Annotated in this window: 18 protein-coding genes; 1 reads left to right on the top strand and 17 read right to left on the bottom strand. The window is 60.7% G+C overall.

Annotation, left to right across the window (positions count from 1 at the left end):
- Position 1 precedes the first annotated feature (1 nt).
- The 16 genes from hypB to ACXADQ_RS12365 all read right to left on the bottom strand — a co-directional run bounded on the left by hypB (position 2) and on the right by ACXADQ_RS12365 (position 15,346).
- Positions 2-814: a hydrogenase nickel incorporation protein HypB gene (gene hypB, locus ACXADQ_RS12440; RefSeq protein WP_475320712.1), complete on the bottom strand. Its 813-nt coding sequence runs from the start codon at positions 812-814 to the stop codon at positions 2-4.
- Entirely contained in the window at positions 814-1,155 is a 342-nt protein-coding gene (gene hypA, locus ACXADQ_RS12435; protein ID WP_475320709.1) for a hydrogenase maturation nickel metallochaperone HypA, read from the bottom strand. The genes hypB and hypA overlap by 1 nt, the downstream gene beginning before the upstream one ends.
- Positions 1,148-2,026 (bottom strand): hydrogenase expression/formation protein HupK, encoded by an 879-nt coding sequence (locus ACXADQ_RS12430; protein WP_475320705.1) that lies wholly within the window; start codon positions 2,024-2,026, stop codon positions 1,148-1,150. The genes hypA and ACXADQ_RS12430 overlap by 8 nt, the downstream gene beginning before the upstream one ends.
- Entirely contained in the window at positions 2,026-2,829 is an 804-nt protein-coding gene (gene hybE, locus ACXADQ_RS12425) for a [NiFe]-hydrogenase assembly chaperone HybE (protein ID WP_475320701.1), read from the bottom strand. Before hybE ends, ACXADQ_RS12430 begins: the two co-directional genes overlap by 1 nt.
- A complete protein-coding gene (locus tag ACXADQ_RS12420) occupies positions 2,826-3,665 on the bottom strand; it encodes a hydrogenase expression/formation protein (protein WP_475320696.1) in 840 nt (279 codons plus the stop codon). Before ACXADQ_RS12420 ends, hybE begins: the two co-directional genes overlap by 4 nt.
- A 10-nt stretch (positions 3,666-3,675) precedes the next feature.
- On the bottom strand, positions 3,676-4,059 hold the full coding sequence (locus ACXADQ_RS12415; RefSeq protein ID WP_475320693.1) for a thioredoxin domain-containing protein: 384 nt from the start codon (positions 4,057-4,059) through the stop codon (positions 3,676-3,678).
- Between the two features lie 16 nt (positions 4,060-4,075).
- Complete coding sequence (locus ACXADQ_RS12410; protein ID WP_475320691.1) at positions 4,076-4,396, bottom strand: HypC/HybG/HupF family hydrogenase formation chaperone; 321 nt, start codon at positions 4,394-4,396, stop codon at positions 4,076-4,078.
- Positions 4,397-4,399: 3 nt separating this feature from the next.
- Positions 4,400-5,008 carry a HyaD/HybD family hydrogenase maturation endopeptidase gene (locus ACXADQ_RS12405; protein WP_475320689.1) on the bottom strand — a complete coding sequence of 203 codons (609 nt, stop codon included), beginning with the start codon at positions 5,006-5,008 and terminating at the stop codon, positions 4,400-4,402.
- Positions 5,009-5,286: 278 nt separating this feature from the next.
- A complete protein-coding gene (gene cybH, locus ACXADQ_RS12400; protein WP_475320685.1) occupies positions 5,287-6,066 on the bottom strand; it encodes a Ni/Fe-hydrogenase, b-type cytochrome subunit in 780 nt (259 codons plus the stop codon).
- Between the two features lie 10 nt (positions 6,067-6,076).
- A complete protein-coding gene (locus ACXADQ_RS12395; protein ID WP_475320682.1) occupies positions 6,077-6,274 on the bottom strand; it encodes a hypothetical protein in 198 nt (65 codons plus the stop codon).
- Between the two features lie 12 nt (positions 6,275-6,286).
- Positions 6,287-8,077: a nickel-dependent hydrogenase large subunit gene (locus ACXADQ_RS12390; protein ID WP_475320677.1), complete on the bottom strand. Its 1,791-nt coding sequence runs from the start codon at positions 8,075-8,077 to the stop codon at positions 6,287-6,289.
- A 3-nt stretch (positions 8,078-8,080) separates the two neighbouring features.
- Positions 8,081-9,169 (bottom strand): hydrogenase small subunit, encoded by a 1,089-nt coding sequence (locus ACXADQ_RS12385; RefSeq protein ID WP_475320675.1) that lies wholly within the window; start codon positions 9,167-9,169, stop codon positions 8,081-8,083.
- A gap of 213 nt (positions 9,170-9,382) precedes the next feature.
- Complete coding sequence (gene hypF / locus ACXADQ_RS12380) at positions 9,383-11,620, bottom strand: carbamoyltransferase HypF (RefSeq protein ID WP_475320671.1); 2,238 nt, start codon at positions 11,618-11,620, stop codon at positions 9,383-9,385.
- 2 nt (positions 11,621-11,622) lie between these two features.
- The gene (locus tag ACXADQ_RS12375) at positions 11,623-13,053 is read right to left on the bottom strand and encodes a nickel-dependent hydrogenase large subunit (RefSeq protein ID WP_475320667.1); all 1,431 of its coding nucleotides are present in this window, start codon (positions 13,051-13,053) and stop codon (positions 11,623-11,625) included.
- On the bottom strand, positions 13,050-14,042 hold the full coding sequence (locus tag ACXADQ_RS12370; RefSeq protein WP_475320662.1) for an NADH-quinone oxidoreductase subunit B family protein: 993 nt from the start codon (positions 14,040-14,042) through the stop codon (positions 13,050-13,052). Before ACXADQ_RS12370 ends, ACXADQ_RS12375 begins: the two co-directional genes overlap by 4 nt.
- Positions 14,039-15,346 (bottom strand): PAS domain-containing sensor histidine kinase, encoded by a 1,308-nt coding sequence (locus ACXADQ_RS12365; protein ID WP_475320658.1) that lies wholly within the window; start codon positions 15,344-15,346, stop codon positions 14,039-14,041. Before ACXADQ_RS12365 ends, ACXADQ_RS12370 begins: the two co-directional genes overlap by 4 nt.
- A gap of 236 nt (positions 15,347-15,582) precedes the next feature.
- Between ACXADQ_RS12365 and ACXADQ_RS12360 the strand changes: the two genes are divergently transcribed.
- On the top strand, positions 15,583-16,818 hold the full coding sequence (locus ACXADQ_RS12360) for a Tm-1-like ATP-binding domain-containing protein (RefSeq protein WP_475320653.1): 1,236 nt from the start codon (positions 15,583-15,585) through the stop codon (positions 16,816-16,818).
- 10 nt (positions 16,819-16,828) lie between these two features.
- Here ACXADQ_RS12360 and ACXADQ_RS12355 read toward each other — a convergent pair whose 3' ends face one another.
- Complete coding sequence (locus ACXADQ_RS12355; protein ID WP_475326075.1) at positions 16,829-18,442, bottom strand: ABC transporter permease; 1,614 nt, start codon at positions 18,440-18,442, stop codon at positions 16,829-16,831.
- Positions 18,443-18,506 lie beyond the last annotated feature (64 nt).

Raw genomic sequence — 18,506 nt, 5'->3', positions numbered from 1 at the left:
CTCACTCTGCCGCCATACGCGCTTGCTTGCGCTGCAAGCTGCCCCGCAACCAGTTCAACCAGTTTTCCATCCCCTCGCCCGTCCGGGCCGAGATCCGGATCACTTCGATCCCCGGGTTCACGCGGCGCAGGTTTTTTTCATACAGGTCCAGGTCCACATCACAATGGGGCGCCAGATCGACCTTGTTCAGCAGAGCCAGACGCGATGCCGTGAACATATCCGGGTATTTCAGGGGCTTATCCTCTCCTTCTGTGACGGAAAGGATCGCGACTTTGCAGTCTTCACCCAGGTCGAACCCTGCGGGGCAGACAAGGTTTCCCACGTTTTCAATCATCAGCATCGCGCCTGGATCCAGCTCCAGATGCTCCATCGCGTGACCGACCATATGGCCATCCAGATGGCAGCCCTTGCCCGTATTGACCTGAATGGCCGGGGCGCCGGTGGCACGAATGCGTTCGGCGTCATTGGCCGTTTGCTGATCCCCTTCGATGACCGCCAAGGGCTGATCCCCCAGGGCCTCGATGGTTTTGCACAGCAGCGTGGTCTTCCCCGACCCGGGCGAGGACACAAGATTGATGGCAAAGACCCCAAGACCGGCAAGCTTGGCCCGGTTGGCATCTGCATAGCGGTCATTCTTGGCCAAAATATCCGTTTCGATCTCGATCAGCCGGTCCTGGCTCATGCCTGCAACTTCAACCCCGGCCGGGCCGTTTCCGAAATGCAAGTCGTCGCCATGATGATGGCTGTGGCCATGATCATGAGAATGGCTGTGCCCTTCGACACTGGCTGTTCCACATCCGCAAACGCTACACATCAGATCACCTCCAGATCCTTTATCCTCATTTCGTCGCCCGAAACGGGCATCAACTTGCCGCCGCCGCAGTCCGGGCACGGATCGAGCCGGTCGTCAATCTCGACCTCTTTCATACAATCGTAGCACATGGCCGTGCCCGGCAGGTCGATCATCTCGAGACGCGCCCCCTGGGCCACCGAGCCTCGCATGACCACGTCAAAGGCAAATTCCAACGCAGGTTTTTCCACCCCCGAGAAACGGCCGATTTCGACACGCACCCGCTTGACCCTTTTGATGTCATGCGCGCGCGCCTGATCTTCGATCACCTGCCGGATTCCTTCACATAGCGACATCTCATGCATGGCTGGGGACTCCGATCAGCTCCACCGGGATGCAAGGATCCAAAATGTCGATCAACAGGCCCGCAAGCGATTGTTTGGAAACGGAAAGATTGGCCAGCGAATGTTCAGCAACACCGCCCGCAGCCAAAATGTGATCCGTCGGAGTTACACGATAAAAAGAGCTCACCCGCCCATCTTGATGCGTTGCTCGCACCGCGTAAAGCCCCCGTGCAGCCGGGACATAGGCAACCCCCTGGTTCAACTCTGGTTGCGGAAGGCGATGCGCAACCGCCATACACAGATCCAGCGCGCGCGCCACCAGACGCCACAGCGGACCGCGCCCCCGGGTTTGGGCGATGTGCTGCATGACCGGATGATCCAGATGACGCACCGCGACCGTGTTTTCCATCGGCTCTGACAGCGCCGCAAATTGCGTGCCTGCTGGTGGAAGGGCCGGACAGCACGCATCGCGCCCAAAGCCCTGATCGACCCCGCGCAAGACCGGCGCGATCCCCTGCCCACCCTTCAGAAAGGCCTCAAAGTCCGCCGGAGTTTCCGCGAAATTGCTGTCGACAAACAGCGCCTTGGGCAAATCCGCGATATCCCGTGGCAGGCTTAGCGGAGGCAATCCCAATCGGATGGGCAGCATCACACCCAGCTTCGCCGCATGTTCGCGCGCGATATCCTGCGAAAGCTGCTGCGCCCATCCCTGTTTCAGCTCCAACCCAAAGGCCAGCCGCGCGGCCCCCTCTTGCGCCGCCCGACACAGGTTGAAGATGCGCGGCAACAGGGCCACGGCCTCTTCAATCGGGCGACCAAGAAGCAACCGTTCCACCGGGGGCGCAGGTTGTGTCTTGATCACCAAGGCAGGCGTTGAGGGCACGTGCAGCATCAGCCCGGCTTCTCGGACAGGCCCGCCGTCAGCACCTGGCGGCGGTTGGGTTCGTTGATCAACGGCACATCGACAGAGTCTGGGGCGTTTTCGGCCTCTTCCTGCGCCTTGATCTCGGCCTCGCGCGTGGCGCGGATGTCAGCCGCGCGATCCGTTTCGGCGCGGTGCTCCTCTTGGAACAGCGCCTGCATCACCGCCTCGGCCACCTCAACTGCTTGTTTTTGAGTGTTAAATTCGCTCATAGGCGAAAATAACGAGCATGCCTTGTACCCGCCCGTTTTTTCGCGCGTGTTGTGAATAAATTCGTATTCACCCGAGGGAAACGGCAACACCTCTTTGGCTCCGGCCACCAGGTCGCTCCAGTCTTCCCCTTCGGTGGGCAATTGGATCAGGTTCATGAACCACGGCGAGATCAGCACCCCCAAGGGGCGGCCTTCGTGGATTTTCCACCCCACGGCCTGCACATGCAGCAGTTTGTTCACCATCGGCAGATCGCGCATCTTGGAATGCCAGACCTCGGTAAAATCCGTCACCAGCGCCTGGGTCTTTTCCTGCAGCATGCCCGCATCGCGCATCTCGTCCGATCCCGGGTCCTCGGAGACCAAGAATTGCTCCTTGGGCGCATCGCAATTCGGGCATTTCCAATCCTCGGGAAGCGCAATGAAAGGCGTTCCGGGCAGCACCTGGCGCGTGTCGTCTCCTTCGGCCGGATCGTAGGGGGTCCAGCAGATTTTACACTCCATAATCGCCTTGGTGCTGATCTTGTCGTTCGCGCCCAGGAATGATCCTTCGAATCCGCTCATCTGATCGCCTCCAGCACTTCAAAGATACGTTCGCTGCTGTCCAGCAGGTCCTCGGAGGCAGCGATCACCACTTCGGGCATCCGGGTGACCTCGAACGTGTCCAGGATCAGCGTGTCCATCGAGTTAAAGAACTGCACCCGCCAGACATGGGGCAACGCCGTCGCGGTGACACGGCAATTGCCATAGCCACGCGACAAAACATCAACCGATCCCTGCCCCAAGGCCACGTCCAGCCATTCCAGATCCTGTTCCGTATGCGGCAGAAGCGTCAAATTGACGACGTGGGCCTCGTTCTCGGGCGAGAAAGCGGCCGATTTATCGGCCAGTTCGACATAGAGCGGGGGCGCGTTCACGACGCCGGGCGCTTTCTTGGCCGAGCTCCCCTGAGCAGCCTGGCGCGGCTCAAACGCCCGATCAAGCGCGCTTTGCGGGACTGGCCCCAACTCGATCTTGTCCAGCCCTACGCCGCGCAGGCACCAAACCCCCGCAAACACACTTTCCTGCGCAGCCACCGCGGGGACGTCATGCACTTTGACGGCGACTTCGCCCTCACCCATGGTTTCGGCGATCAGGGCCCGGTTCGCTTGGTCCAGGCCTGAAAGATCAAACAAGACGTTCGCAGCCCCATGCCCGACCTGCGCCGCAGCCCCAGCGATTTCGCGCAACAAGTTCAGCGCAGGTGCCAGTTTTTCATCGGCTTCGACCTCGGGGATATGCGCGGTGTACGAGCGCATATCCTGAGGCATTTTCATATATTCCAGTTCCTCGCCGTTTTCCTCGGCGGGCTGCGATCCGGGGCCATATCCCATCGGGGGCAGATGAAAGTTTCCTACCATTTTCTGTCTCCTACTCTGCCGCGACGGGCTGTGCCAAAATCTGGGTAATGCGCACCATGTATTCGTCCCAGTCGCGCACTTTGGGGATGCTGCCAATCATGTCGCCATCGCGATAAAAGATCAGGCTGGGCGTTTTCAGAACGCGGGTGTCCTGACGCAGTTGGGCTTCGATCTGGTCGCCCACGACCGCACAATCGAACTTGCCCTGAAAGGCCATTTTCAGCTCGGGCAGGATCACCGCCACATCGGCGGTTTCCAGGTTGCGGGCGGGGTCGCCGGGCACAAACAGAACATGCGTTCCCGGCTGTTGGACAAAAGTCTCCAGCCCCTCTTTTTCGTTCAGATGCGGCCAGTCAAATTCAGAGCTGAGCCTGTCTATCAGCGGATGGGTCATGCGCGTTTCCTTCCTGTCATACGATCTTTTTGCCGGTCTCCATTGCCGCTTGTAGATGCGGCGGCAGGCTGGGACCGGATTGTTCCAGATCGGCGAACGCTGCTCCAAGCTCGCCGCCTGTCATCAACGCGCGAAGCCCCTCGAGCGCCGCCGAAATCTTCTGTGCTTCGTCTTCGGTGATGACCTCGCGCGCGGCCCCCAGAAAGGTCAGGACCCAGGCGCCGATGGGAACGGCTCCGGTCAGTGACAGGTCGATCTGGGCCTCTTCGCGCCCGTCCGTCGCCATGGCCGCGATGCCGTCAACCGACAGGATTTGCATGGGGACGCCGACGCACATGGATCAATCCGCCATCGGGAAGAAACGGTCATCCCCGGTGCGGCAGGCCTCTGCGGCATCCGGACGACCCTCTTCATAGGCGTGGCGCATGATCGAGGCATCGGCAAGCAGGCTTTGATCGCTCTGACCTTGGCGCGCCTGGATCCCCCACGCTTTTAGACGGTCCAACGCAACATCGATTGCAGGGGCAATCTGCGCTGCAACCACGTCGCGCAGCCCGCCGCCGTAATCCTCCAGCTCTTCGGGCTGACACCCGATCAGCAACAGGGTTTCCGGGCAATACCCCATAAGCTGAGCCGTCGCGATCACGTCCTGAAACCCGGTTTGGTGCAGGCTCATTTTCTTGGCGCCCATGAACTGGGGCACCTCGTCGTTTTCGACAATTTTCAGGGTGCCGGGCTGAAGCCCGTAATCGACCGCATCAAACACCACCAGAATGTCCGCGGTTTCCAGGAATGGCAGCAGATAGAGCCCCTGCGTGCCGCCATCCAGCAACTGAACGTTGTCGTCAAAAGCATAGCTTGCAGCCAGGGTTTCGACGCAGCGCACGCCGAATCCTTCGTCCGCCCAAAGCACGTTGCCGATCCCAAGAATGAGCGCATTTGCTGGCATTTCCGGTCCTCCCAAACCCCAAAAGCTGGCCGCTTACTTTCCATTTTTTCTGTCTTTGGAAGATATTCGGCCCAACCCCGCGCAACACCAGTTTTTTCGCATTCCACCGCATACCGTTTATATCTTTGATTTATAACGATATATTGCCACCTCCTACACTGCCCCTCGCAAACCACATGGTAGGCTTTCAACCATTTACCCTCTATTTTGGATATTATCTTTGCAACAGAAAAGGGCGGAGCCATGCTCCGCCCTTTGGATTCGTCACCATGCCCGGATCAATCGGGGCGATCATCCTTGAATGTCCGGTGACCGGAAATCATGGTCGAGACGATGGATTGCCGGCTCATGATGTCCTCGCGGATGGCAACATAGATATGGATGATCATAAAAATCACCACAAACCACATACCGATATGGTGGTAGGTGTGCAGGTAATGCGGGTTGTTGCCCGCCAGCGTGAAGACCCAGCCAAACAGCCCGTGCAGCAGGCTGTCCTGCCCCAACCCCTCGGAGTACAACGCCAGTCCGGTGATGATCATGAAGGTCAGCCCGACCGTCATGAACATGAACATCGCCAACTGCGCCAACGGGTTGTGACCGACGTACTTCTTGGGCTCACGCTCGAGAAACAGATACCAGCGCACCTCGAAGAACAGCTCGGACCACCAGTGTTTGTTCAACAGCGGCAGATAGAACAGCTGCTTGGAATGATGATTGCCCACCATCGCCCAATAGATGCGCCCGGCAAAGCCGACGGCCAGAATCCAGCCCGCTGCGAAATGGGCGAAACGGATATAGCCAAAGACGAACTGATGCGTGGCCTCGGCGATTTGCATCGAAGGCGGCGGCGCGCCGATAAACCACCCCGTGGCAACCAGCACAAAGATCGCCGTCGCATTGATCCAGTGCCACAAGCGCACCGGGGCCTCGTAGACATAGACCGAGGTCCGCTTGCGGATGCTTTCGATATCCTGCTCGGTCGCGTCCCCCGTCAGTACAGACGAGGACATCGGCTCGACGTCGGGATTGGGCGTGTGAATGGTTTGATCACTCATGACCGCCTCCTTACTCGCGGGCCGCGCGCAACCGTTTGAACGACCAGCGCCCCACGCCAAGCGCCACCAGGGCCCCACCCAAAATCAGGATCACAGCGTGATCACCCTGGGTCAGCCAATGCGCCTGTCCCGCGGCGGCTTCGGGGTGGCCCGAATGGGCCGAGGCCGCGGACGCCCCCGCCAGATATGCGATTGTGAAGTATTTCATGGCGTCTCCTCCTTAGCGCACTTTGACTTCGGTCAGCTCTTCGCCATCGGGCGACATGACATGGGTGGAACAGGCCAGACAGGGATCAAAGCTGTGCAAGGTGCGCAGGATCTCGACCGGTTCGTCGGGACGTTCCATCGGGGTGTTCATCAGGCTGGCTTCGAACGCGCCGATATTGCCAGCCGTGTCCCGAGGCGAGCCGTTCCAGGTTGTGGGAACCACGCATTGGTAGTTCTCGATCCGGCCATCTTTGATCTTGATCCAGTGCCCCAGGGCACCACGCGGAGCCTCGGTCATGCCCACGCCCTTGGCCTCTTTGGGCCAGGTGGACGGATCCCACTTTTCGATATTCGCGGTGCTTTCGTCACCGTTCTTGATGTTGGTGACCAGCTTGTCAAAGAAGTACTTCTGCAGGCGGCCGCAATATTCGCTTTCCAGCGCCCGGGCGGCGGTTCGACCCAGCGTCGAGAACAACGCCTCGACCGGCAGGTCCATGTCGCGCAAAAAGCCATCGACCTGGTTTTTGATGTCCTCGTGGCCCTTGGCATAGCCGACGACATAGCGTGCCAGGGGGCCCACCTCCATCGCGTGACCACGCCAGCGCGGGGCCTTGATCCAAGAGTATTTACCCTCTTCGTCCAGCTGTTTGATGTTGGTCTTGGTGCCTTTTGCATTCGGACCCAGCTCGAAGTTGGGATCGGTGACACCGTCCCAAGGGTGCAGCCCCTTGCCCGGGTTGCCGTAATCGTACCAGGAATGGTCGACGAATTCCTGCACCTGCTCGGGGTCGCGCGGATCAACGTCATGCACCTCGTTGAGGTTCCCATTGATGATCGCACCACGCGGCAGATACAGCTGCTCAGGCGAGAAATCGTTCGGGTTCTCGGGGATGTCGCCATAGGCCAGGCAAGCTTTGGACGACAGACCGCCCCCATACAGCCAGTTCTTGTAGAACCCGCCGATGGCCTTCACGTCGGGGATATAGACGTTCTTGTTGAACTCGATACATTTGTCGATGATCGAGCTAACAAGGTTCAGCCGCTCCATGTTGATCGCGCCGACCGCACCCGTGGAATGCACGTTGATCGGACAGGGCACGCCCCCCACCAGCCAGTTCGGATGTGGGTTCTTGCCGCCAAAGATCGTGTGAACCTTGACGATCTCTTTTTGCAGATCCAACGCCTCGAGATAGTGAGTGGTGGCCATCAGATCGGCCTCGGGCGGCAGTTTATAGGCGGGGTTGTCCCAGTAGCCGTTCTTGAACAGACCCAGCTGGCCGGATTCAACGAATTTTTTCAGGCGATTCTGAACATCGCGGAAATAACCGGGCGAGGACAAAGGATGCGAGGGCGACACCGCCTGTTGCAATTCTGAGGTCGCTTTGGGGTCGGCGCGCAGCGCGTTGACAGGGTTCACCCAGTCCAGTGCGTGCAGGTGGTAGAAGTGCACAACATGGTCGTGAATTTCCAGGTTCAGCTGCATCATGTTGCGGATCGAGTTCGCATTGTCGGGAATGGTGATCCCCAGCGCATCCTCGACAGCGCGCACCGAGGTCAGCGCGTGAGTCCCGGTGCAGACCCCGCAGATGCGTTCGGTAAAGGCCCAGGCGTCGCGCGGATCGCGACCTTTCAGGATGACTTCCAGCCCCCGCCACATGGTGCCGGTGCTGACGGCGTTGCGAATGACGCCTTCGTCATCCACGTTCACTTCGCAACGCATATGGCCTTCGATGCGGGTGACCGGATCCACCACGATGCGGCGGCCGGAATTGTCTAGGTCGAAACCGTTCGGAGTCGTTACCATCTATCAGGCCTCCTCTTTCCTGGATTGAGTTTTCTTCTGTGCTGCCTTGAGCGCGGTGATCGCGGCATGTGCTGCCACACCCGCCCCCACAACACCCGCAGCGGCCATCCCGACCTTGTCGGCATTCGCTTCGACACCGAACTGGGTCAGATCTGTCACACGGTCATAGAAACTGCCCTGATCCCAGAACCCGTCCTCGGAACAGCCAATACAGCCGTGACCGGACTGGATCGGAAAGCTGACACCATCGTTCCAGCGCATGGTCGAACAGGCGTTATAGGTGGTCGGGCCCTTGCAGCCCATTTTGTACAGGCAATAGCCTTTGCGCGCGTTCTCATCGTCCCAGGCCTCAACAAACTGACCGGCATCAAAATGCGGACGGCGGTAACATTTGTCATGGATACGCTGGCCATAGAACATCGCCGGGCGGCCTTGTCGATCCAGCTCGGGCATACGGTCGAAGGTCAGCATATAGGTGATTACCCCGGTCATGACCTCGGCGATGGGCGGGCAGCCCGGCACCTTGATGATCGGCTTGTCAGTGATGACCTTGTGCACGGGCGTGGCCTGCGTTGGGTTCGGCTTGGCAGCCTGCACACAGCCATACGAGGCGCAAGCCCCCCAACTGATCACGGCCTTGGCGTCTTTGGCCGCGTATTTCAGCTTTTCCACAAAGGGCTTACCGCCCGAAATGCAGAACATACCGTCTTCGTTCAGCGGCGGATTGCCCTCGACCGCAAGAATATAGTTGCCCTTGTACTTCTGGATCGTGTCCTCGAACGCGGCCTCGGCGGCGTGCCCCGCGGCAGCCATCAGCGTGTCGTCATAATCCAAAGAGATCATCGACAGCACCACATCCTTGGCCAGCGGGTGGGCCGAGCGGATGAAGCTTTCCGAGCAGCAGGTGCATTCCAGCCCGTGCACCCAGATCACCGGGGTGCGCGGCTTGGTTTCCATGGCCTGGGCAATCTTGGGCACCATTGCGGGGCTAAGACCCAGCGCGGCCGCCGTCAGCGAGCAATATTTCATAAAGCTGCGCCGGGTAATCCCCTGCCGACGCATCACGTCATAGAAGGTTTCGATTTGGCTCAAGGCTGGTCCTCCCGAAGGTCTGTCCTGTCCGGGGCGGCGACATGCACACCCGTTCATTTTCAGACAATCAGGGGGAGGAGCGGAAAGAAAGCAATCCTCGGCGGATTTTCAAATTCTATTTTTACTGTTCTATTTCAATAGGATACGGATACTCCCAGACATCCCAGGCCGCTCCATACCGGCCACTGGTTAACCGGCTGGCAATCGGGGCGGTCAGCGACTTACCGCCCGGGCCGCTGCAACAACAGCCTGCCCCAGCGCCAGCCCACCATCATTGGCGGGGGTTTTCGTGTGGATCAAAACCGGCGTGTCGCCAAGTGCATCGCATGTCAGTTCCAGCAGCAAGGCGTTCTGAAAACAGCCCCCTGAAAGAACCACCGCTTTTGCCGCGTCAGAGGCAACAAGCTCTTGGGCGGCCTTGGCAAAGGCCGTGGCAAGAAAGCGGTGAAAGCGCATCGCGATGTCCGGGCGGGCGGCCTGACGGGCCACGTCCCTGGCGATGGCCTGAAACATGGGCGCCGGGTCCAGCGCTGCACCGTCCCATCGACAGGGATAGGCGTCTGTGGATTGCGCGCGCCGCGCCAGGGTTTCCAGGCGCATAGCGGCCTCGCCTTCGAAACTCTGGCGGTCCGGACACAGCCCCAGACACGCCGCCACCGCATCAAACAAGCGTCCGGCGCTGGAGGAGTGCGGAGAATTGATCCCCTTGATCCCGGCTTGGCGCGCCATCGACAGCGGCTTGGCCCCAAACAGGGCCTCGGCCCAGTCGGTCAGACCGGCCTGATCCAGACGGGCCAAGGCATTCCGCCATGGCTCGCGCGAGGCCATGTCAGCCCCGATCAAAGGGGCGGATTTCAACCAGGCCCGCCGCTCGAATCCGCCATAATCGCCCAGCAGCACCTCGCCGCCCCAGACGGTGCCATCAGGACCAAGACCAAGGCCGTCGAGAATAATCCCGGCAACCTTACCGCCGTCCAACGGCCAACCATTCTCTGCCAGGCAAGACGCTAAATGCGCATGGTGATGCTGAACGCGCTCGACCGGCACGCCCTTGGTTTCAGCGTGCTGAGAGGCCCGGAAATCCGGATGCAGATCGCAGGCCACCAAGTCGGGTGACTGATCAAACAACTGGGCATAGTCCTGGTCGGCCTTGCAGAAGGCCTCCCAGGTCAGCGCCTCGTCCAGCTCTCCCAGATGATGCCCCAGCAGCGCTTGACCATTCTTGATCAGGCAAATAGCGGCCTTCATCTGCCCACCATAGGCGGTGATCTGCGGCGCCTTTTCAAACCCCAGCGGCAAAGGCAACGTCCCCGGCACCCGCCCCCGGGCGCGCCGCAGGATCATCGGCCCAAAACGCGTGATCCGCTCCACACTGTCATCCAGACGGCGGGCGATTTCTCGGTCGTGCAACACAAAAGCATCTGCAAAAGCGCCCAGCTTCTGGCGCGCTTCGTCATTTCCGATCACCTGCGGCTCACCCGAGAGATTGCCGCTGGTCATCACCAGGGGCTTATTAATCCGGTCCAACAGCAGATGATGCAGCGGAGTATAGGGCAACATCCAGCCCAGCGTGGATTGCCCGGGCGCCAGGCTGTTTGGCAGATCGCTATTGCGCCGCTCCAACAGCACAATGGGGGCAGCCGCATCTTGTAGCAGCGCGATCTCGTCCTCGGACGGATCAGAGAAGGTGCGTATCATGTCCAGCGTGCCCATCACCGCGAAGGGCTTGGCAGGGCGATGCTTGCGCTGGCGCAACAGGTTCACGGCACTGTCATTGGTGGCTTCCACGGCCAGATGAAAACCGCCCAAGCCCTTAACGGCCAGCACCCTGCCCCGGGCGAGGCACGTCGTCGCCTGATCCAACGGATCCCCCCCTTGATCGGGTTCGATCCACAGACGCGGGCCGCATTCGGGGCAGGCAACTGGCTGTGCATGAAACCGGCGATCGGCGGGGTTTTCATACTCGGCCCGGCACAGCGGGCACATTTCAAACGCGGCCATCGTCGTTTGCGCACGATCATACGGCAAACCACGCAGGATGGTATAGCGCGGCCCGCAATGGGTGCAGTTCGCAAAAGCATAGCCATAGCGCCGGTCATTCGGGTCGCGGATCTCGGCCAGACAGTCCGGGCAGGTGGCGGCGTCGGGTGTCACGCGGGTCTCGGCCCCCGCCCCTTGCGAGGTCACGATCTGGAAATCGCGCCCGGCTTCGACAAGTGTCGCGCAAGGCTCTACCGCATCAATCCGGGCCAGCGGTGGCGCTTCGTCCTGAAGGGCGGACAGAAACGCCGGGATATCGCCCCCCACCGCAAGGATCAGCACGCCTTCGGGATCGTTCAGCACCTGCCCGCGCACACCAAACCGGGTCGCCAGTTGCCAGACATGAGGCCGGAACCCAACCCCCTGCACCTGACCGCGCACACGTATTTTGAAGCCGTCCTCCATGCCCATCACTAGTGTACGGTGCAGACCATGCAAGGATCGTAGCTACGCACGATGTGCTGCACGCTCAGCGGAGTTTCCTCGCCAGCGGCAACTGGGGCACCGATCAGGGCCGCCTCGACCGGGCCGGGCACACCCTGCGCATCCCGCGGGCTGAAGTTCCATGTCGTAGGCGCGATAATCTGGTACGAGGCGATTTCACCTTTTTCGATGCGCAGCCAGTGTCCTAACGAGCCCCGCGCGGCCTCGACCAATCCCACGCCCTCTGCGCTGTCGGGAAGGTTGACCACATCCATGAAGGACTGAGTTGGATCGATCCCTTCCAGCAGGGTTTCCAACGCGATCAGCGTTCGCGCGATTTCCAGCACCCGCCCGACGATGCGCGCCCTGACGCTTGCCTCGTTGGCCAGGGCAACCGCCAGCGGATGCCCATCAATGACCTGACGCGCAAAGGCTCCGGTTTCAAACACCTCTCCGGCCAGTCGCGGCGCTTTGCACCAGCTATAGGCGTCCTCGCGCATCAACTCGTCCGGCGCGGTCTGGCCGACCGATGGATGTGCCGCGTGCCCAAGCATCCAGGCATGGCTCAGGTCTTCTGTGATCGCGCTGGGATCAAAACTGCCACGGGATTGGTTTTGCCAGGTGCCCCGCTTGAAGATCTCGCCCTCGGCGCTGGGATAGGCCCCGTATGAAAGATAGCGCCCTTGCCCGCGCCCCAATTGATGCAGGCTCAGGCTGCGGGAAATTTCCAGGAACAGCCCGACATCGCCACTGTGCCAGTTTTCAAGCTGCTCAACCGTTTCGATTTCGGCAAAGGATTCCAGCGAGCCGCCGAACATCTCGGTTTCCAGATGGCGTCGGAAGGCCCGAAGGTCCGCCCCGATCCGGATTTTATCGCGCGCGGTGGGTGCGCGCGTGACACCACCGGGTTGGATCGCCAGCGTATGCGGCCACTTTCCGCCCAGAAGCCCCACAATGTGAAACAGCTTGGCGCGTGCCTCGGTCGCAGCGCGTAACCCTGATCCTTTCATAGCCGTAAAACGTGCCACGGCGCGGTCATGCCAAACCTGCCCGGCATAGTCCGGACGCGCAAAATCGGGCATGAAGAACAGGTTGAAATGGGTAACGTGATCGGCAAGGTTTTCGACTGCGTGCAGCAGCGTGGCCACCTTTTCGCCCTGCACCGAGGGCGAGACCCCGGCCGCATTCGCCAAGGCCCGCGCCGCCGCCGCCGACTGGCTGATCGAGCAGATCCCACAGATACGCGGCGTGATCGTCAGCGCCTCGGTCGGGGCTTTGCCCAGCAAGATCCGTTCGAAACCACGAAACAAGGGCGAGTTGGCATAGGCCGCGCTGACCCGTCCGTCTGAAATGTCCAGCCGGATTTCCAGATCGCCTTCGACGCGGTTGAACGGCCCAACAAGAAGTGACGTCTGGGTCATTCCTTGGGCTCCTTCAGGCTGGGCGGCACCGTGATGCGGTCGGATACGGCGTTCACACCGATGCGGCGCGGCGTGGCCGCCTTGGACAGGCTGGCCAGCGCCATGAACCAGGCCTTGGGCATGTCCGAGGGCAATCCGACCGGAATGCCCGCAAATTTGGGTGTTTCGGTGAATTGATGGCCGGGCTCTTCAAATTCGGGGGCGGTGCAGTTGATGCAGGGATATCCGGCGCGGGTACAGCTGCCTTCGCCGTTCCAGCTGCGGATATTGCAATCGCCGACGGCCTGCGTGCCAATACAGCCCAGATGCTCCATCATGCATCCAATCTCGGACAGTTTGGTGGCGCTGGCCTTGTATTCGTAGAACTCATTCTTTGGACAGGCATGATGGACCAGATGATCCGCATAGAATTTGGGGCGCCCATAGCCATCCAGCGCGCCCTGCGTCAACTCGCCGGCCGCCATCAGCAGCAAGGTTTCGGTCACCCAGTCCGGATGGGTCGGACAGCCGGCAATGTTGATCACGGGCAGTCCTGCTTTGCTTTGAAAATCGGCCGGCAGGACCCCGCCACGATGCGATCCCTCGTATTGCACACCACTGGCATCCGAGGGGTTCTCTCCGGCCGAGGTCACGCCGCCGTAGGTCGCGCAGGTGCCAACGGCGACGACATAGCGTGCCTTGGTCGCCAGGCTTTGCGTCCAGTCGAGCATCGAGCGACCAGTGCCCGCCAGCATGTGATATTTGCCGGTGCCGTTGGGACCGCGCACGATCGAGCCCTCGATACACAGCACGTCCAGCTCTTGCATGCCGCTTTCCACCGCGTTCAGCAGCTTGCGCACCTCGGCCCCGGTTTCGATGCTAAGGGAGGGATGCCACAGAAACGAGATCCCCGCCCCCTCCAGCAGATCCAGCACATTCGGGCTTTCGGCGCATAGGGTGGACATCGTGCAACCTCCGCACCCTGCGGATTGCAGCCAGAGAACATTCATGAGGTTTCCCTCACCGGCAATTCCAGACGAAAGCAAGTTCTGTCTTGTTCAGACGGCTCCAATGTCAGCGATCCCCCGTGTTCTTCGGCAATTTTCAACGAGATCGACAGGCCCAACCCCGTGCCCTCGCCAACATCCTTGGTGGTAAAGAACGGATCGAAAACCTTGCTGCTGATCTCGTCGGGTATACCTGGGCCATTGTCGCAGACCTTCAAGATGGCGCGGTCATCCTCGCGCGCCAGGCGCACAACAACGGTGGCGTCTGGCGCATCGGAAACAGCATCCACTGCGTTTTGGATCAGATTCATGGTCACCTGTTGGATATGGCCCGGACGCCCATAGGCCATACAGCGATCCGGCCCGTCAATCTGTATGTCGATTTTCGACTTGGCGCCGCGCTTAACCCAATCGGCCGAAATCTGCGCCGTTTCCGCCAGATCGAACAGGCTAAAGGCCCCGGACCCATCGGCGGACAATCTGCGCAGGTCTTCGACAATACTGCGGACACGCTCGGAACCATCCCGGGCGCCCTCGATCGCGGTCCGCAGGTTTTTGAGATCCCGGTTCAGCTTGAGCTCTTGGCGCAGCTCAATCAGTTCCTGACGCGAGGCGCCCGCCTGCACCTTTTCAAAGTAGGTTTCGAACCGATCCAGGTATTTTTCCAGCGCATGGGTATTGGCATACACAAAGCTGATCGGATTGTTCAGCTCGTGTGCCACCCCGGCCAGCAACCGCCCCAAAGACGCAAGCTTTTCGTTGCGCACCAGCTGGCCTTGCGCGTGTTTCAGTTCCTCGTGGCTTTCCTCCAGATCGGAAAAGGCGCGCCTCAGCTGCCCGAGGGTCCGGCCCGTCAGAACCACCCCGCTGACACGTTTGCGCCGATCCAGCCGTGGCGCCACTTTGAATTCCACCGGATCCGGGCCCTCGGTGGTTTGCAGGTCAGCCTCGACCGTTGCGCCGGACTTGGCGCTGATCGTCAGCTGAATTTTGTCCAGAAGCTTTGGCCGGTCCGGCGCGCAGATGAAATCTGTGACCTCTCGCCCGATCAGCGCATCGATCTTTACGCCAACAGCCGCACAAAACGAGGCGCTGGCATCGGTGATGCGGCAATCGCGCCCGGTCACCACCAGGAAATCATGGATCGAAGACATCACAGACGACAGAAACGAGCGCAGAATAAGAAGCTCGGAGTTGCGGGATTCCAACTGCTCTTGGTAGTCAACGAGCTCCGCATAGGTTTTATCGACGGCCTCAAGAACGTCTACCCAGGCTTCCTCTCCGAATTTTGCAGCTTCTTCAGCCACTTTGCCTCCTGACGTGGTTCTGGACGGACGATGATTTCAGAAAGACTAGGACAAAGGTTGCGAATTGTAAAAACGTATCCGGTCCAAGAGGTTCAGAGCCGCCAGTTCATCGAAAATCAGATGGCGCCGGCGCGAACGCAGGTCCGTTGGGCGGACCAAAGCCCGGCATCCACTTGACAAAACCCACGGCCTGAAAACAGCTTGGCCAAACAATACCCACCAGGAAAGGACATGTGATGGCGGATCGAACCATTCTGGTTGTGGGGACCTATGACACCAAAGAGGACGAGCTGAGCTTTCTCGCGAATATCATTCGTGACCAGGGCGGCGCGGTGAAAACCATGGATGTCAGCGTGCTTGGCGATCCCGGCTCCCCAACGGATTATTCCAAACACCAGGTCGCCCAAGAGGGCGGGCATACCATCCAGGACGCCATTGACTGCGGGGATGAAAACACCGCCATGCAGATCATGGCCAAGGGCTCGGCGCTGTTGGCGGCGCGGCTACACCAAGAGGGCGCGTTTGACGGTGTGCTTGTGCTTGGGGGCTCGATGGGAACGGATCTGGCGCTGGATCTGTACCTGGCGCTGCCGATTGGCGTGCCGAAATATATCGTCTCGACGGTTTCGTTTTCCCCGATGATCCCGCCCGAGCGTCTGCCCGCCGATGTTCAGATGATCCTGTGGGCGGGGGGGCTGTATGGCCTGAATTCGGTCTGCGAGGCCTCTTTGGCGCAGGCAGCGGGTGCGGTTCTGGGGGCGGCGCGCGCCGCAAGGCCTGTCACGCGCGACCGTCCTGTGATCGGTATGACCTCCTTTGGCAAAACCGTTCTGCGCTATATGGTGCATTTGAAACCCGCACTCGAGGCACGCGGTTTCGAGCTGGCGGTGTTTCACGCCACCGGCATGGGCGGACGGGCCTTTGAAAGCCTCGCCTCAAAGGGGGAATTCGCCGCCGTGCTGGACTTTGCCCCCCAGGAGGTCGGCAATCACCTGATGGGCTCGGCGATCAGCGCGGGCGAGGACCGGATGACCAATGCCGGCAAGGCTGGCGTTCCCCAGATCGTGTCCATTGGTTGCTATGATCTGGTCGATCTGGTGGGCTGGCATCCCATCCCCCCCAAACTGGCGGGTCAGGACCTGCATGCCCATAACAGGCTGTTGACCTCGGTCAGCATGACCCACCCGCAGCGGCGAGAAATGGCACGAGCCATGGGCGCGAAACTGGCCGCCGCCACTGGCCCCAGCGTATGCCTGCTGCCGCTGCTGGGTGGCAACGAGTGGGACCGCCCCGGAGGGCTGTTGGAGGATGCCGAGGGGCTCGCTGCCTTTATTGACGAACTGCGCGCCGCCTGCCCTGCGCATGTTCCCCTGATCGAGCTAAACGCCCATATCAACGACACGGCCTTTGCCGAGAGGGCGCTTGAGATTCTGGACGGATGGATCGCCGATGGGGTGGTGGCCACCCCATAGAGCGCGGCCCCTAGCGACTGGCGCGCGCCAAAAAGGCAACCGCCGTCAGCCCGACCAGAATCACCAGCACTGCCGCGGGCGAGGCATCGCCCAGATTCTCGAGGCTGGCCTGATCATGCACGCGCGTGGCCAGCGTATTGAAATTGAACGGGCGCAGCAGCAGTGTCGCCGGCAGCTCTTTCACGCAATCCACAAAGACCAGCAACAGCGCCGAGCCCACCGAGCCCCGGATCAACGGGAAATAGATCTGGCGCAGCACCTGTCCGCGCGTGCGCCCCAACGAGCGCGCCGCCAAGGGCAGGCTGGGCGCTATACGCCCCATCGCGGCATCTGCGGCGCCCTGGGCAATCGCAAAGAACCGCACCCCATAGGCCAGGATCAGCGCAAAGGCCGAGCCCGTCAGCACCAGGCCGATATCTATGCCGGTCGCGGCCTCGATGCCATCGGCAAGGAAATTGTCAAACGTTGCCAACGGGATCAGAATACCAACCCCCAAAACCGCCCCCGGCGCTGCATAGCCGATGGTGGTCAGGGGCAACAGCAATCTGGGCAATTGGCGCCCGGACAGACGCACGCCATACACCATAAAGATCGCGGCCAGCACGGTGACGACAGCAGCGATCCCGCCCACCATCAACGTATTCAGCAAGGATTGCACCAGACCGTCATCGGCCCAGCGCTCGGCATTGGCCAGAGCATGCGATAGGATCACGCCGGCCGGCAACAAAAACCCCACGACAAACGGCAGCGCACAGGCAAAGGTCGCCAGCCCGCCTGCCAGCCCCGACAGGCGTGTGCGCTCGGTCGCACGTTTACGTCCCGAGAGATTGAAAAACCGATGGCGGCGGCGGCTGCTGCGCTCGAGCATGACCAGCAGGATCACGATCATCAACACCACACAGGCGATCTGTGCCGCGCCCCCGGCGTTGTTGCTTTCCAGCCAGACGCTGAAAATCCCCGTCGTCAGAGTCTGCACCGCAAAGTAGTCCACCGTACCGAAATCATTTACCGTCTCCATCATGACCACCGCCATACCGGCGGCGATGGCCGGTCGCGCCAGAGGCAGGCCAACGCGGCGGAACCGGGCAAAGGCCCCAGCCCCCAGTGACATGGCCACCTCTTCTGTGGCGCTGGATTGCTCGCGAAAGGCAGCGCGCGCCAACAGGTAGACATAGGGGTACAGCGCCGCCGTCAGCACGATAATCGCCGCCCCCAGAGATCGGATCTCGGGGAACCAATAGTCGCGCGCACTTTGCCAGCCCATCAGCCCGCGCAAGGCGGTCTGCACCGGGCCGCTATACTCCAGCAGATCCACCAGCGCATAGGCGCCCACATAGGCCGGAATGGCCAGCGGCAACAACAACAGCCATTCCAACCACCCCGAAAGAGGAAAGCGATAGCGCGTAATGATCCAGGCAGCCCCCGTCCCGACCATGCCAGACAAGATCCCAACGCTAAGCATCAACACAAGCGTTGTTCCCAGATAGCGCGGCAAGGTGGTGGCCATCAGATGCGGCCAGATATTGTCGGTCGGGTTCAGCGCAATCCAGACCACCGCCAGAATCGGCAACAGAACCACAGCCGCAATCAACGCTGCCCCAACGGACCAAAGGTTGGCAGGCATCACACGCGCGGGCGTGGGTTTGTCGGGCGTCTGGACTGTGTCGCTCATGGCGTTTCCTTGCCTG

This window comes from Thalassovita sp. ABM4_323 (genome assembly GCF_056158665.1).
The sequence above is the reverse complement of the archived record's forward strand: the minus strand, read 5'-3'. Positions and strand labels throughout refer to the sequence as shown.

What these genes read in the sequence shown, in the direction of transcription:
- hypB (WP_475320712.1), bottom strand. Translation starts at nt 814, where the DNA reads ATGTGTAGCGTTTGCGGATGTGGAACAGCCAGTGTCGAAGGGCACAGC.
- hypA (WP_475320709.1), bottom strand. Translation starts at nt 1,155, where the DNA reads ATGCATGAGATGTCGCTATGTGAAGGAATCCGGCAGGTGATCGAAGAT.
- ACXADQ_RS12430 (WP_475320705.1), bottom strand. Translation starts at nt 2,026, where the DNA reads ATGCTGCACGTGCCCTCAACGCCTGCCTTGGTGATCAAGACACAACCT.
- hybE (WP_475320701.1), bottom strand. Translation starts at nt 2,829, where the DNA reads ATGAGCGGATTCGAAGGATCATTCCTGGGCGCGAACGACAAGATCAGC.
- ACXADQ_RS12420 (WP_475320696.1), bottom strand. Translation starts at nt 3,665, where the DNA reads ATGGTAGGAAACTTTCATCTGCCCCCGATGGGATATGGCCCCGGATCG.
- ACXADQ_RS12415 (WP_475320693.1), bottom strand. Translation starts at nt 4,059, where the DNA reads ATGACCCATCCGCTGATAGACAGGCTCAGCTCTGAATTTGACTGGCCG.
- ACXADQ_RS12410 (WP_475320691.1), bottom strand. Translation starts at nt 4,396, where the DNA reads ATGTGCGTCGGCGTCCCCATGCAAATCCTGTCGGTTGACGGCATCGCG.
- ACXADQ_RS12405 (WP_475320689.1), bottom strand. Translation starts at nt 5,008, where the DNA reads ATGCCAGCAAATGCGCTCATTCTTGGGATCGGCAACGTGCTTTGGGCG.
- cybH (WP_475320685.1), bottom strand. Translation starts at nt 6,066, where the DNA reads ATGAGTGATCAAACCATTCACACGCCCAATCCCGACGTCGAGCCGATG.
- ACXADQ_RS12395 (WP_475320682.1), bottom strand. Translation starts at nt 6,274, where the DNA reads ATGAAATACTTCACAATCGCATATCTGGCGGGGGCGTCCGCGGCCTCG.
- ACXADQ_RS12390 (WP_475320677.1), bottom strand. Translation starts at nt 8,077, where the DNA reads ATGGTAACGACTCCGAACGGTTTCGACCTAGACAATTCCGGCCGCCGC.
- hypF (WP_475320671.1), bottom strand. Translation starts at nt 11,620, where the DNA reads ATGGGCATGGAGGACGGCTTCAAAATACGTGTGCGCGGTCAGGTGCAG.
- ACXADQ_RS12375 (WP_475320667.1), bottom strand. Translation starts at nt 13,053, where the DNA reads ATGACCCAGACGTCACTTCTTGTTGGGCCGTTCAACCGCGTCGAAGGC.
- ACXADQ_RS12370 (WP_475320662.1), bottom strand. Translation starts at nt 14,042, where the DNA reads ATGAATGTTCTCTGGCTGCAATCCGCAGGGTGCGGAGGTTGCACGATG.
- ACXADQ_RS12360 (WP_475320653.1), top strand. Translation starts at nt 15,583, where the DNA reads ATGGCGGATCGAACCATTCTGGTTGTGGGGACCTATGACACCAAAGAG.
- ACXADQ_RS12355 (WP_475326075.1), bottom strand. Translation starts at nt 18,442, where the DNA reads ATGCCTGCCAACCTTTGGTCCGTTGGGGCAGCGTTGATTGCGGCTGTG.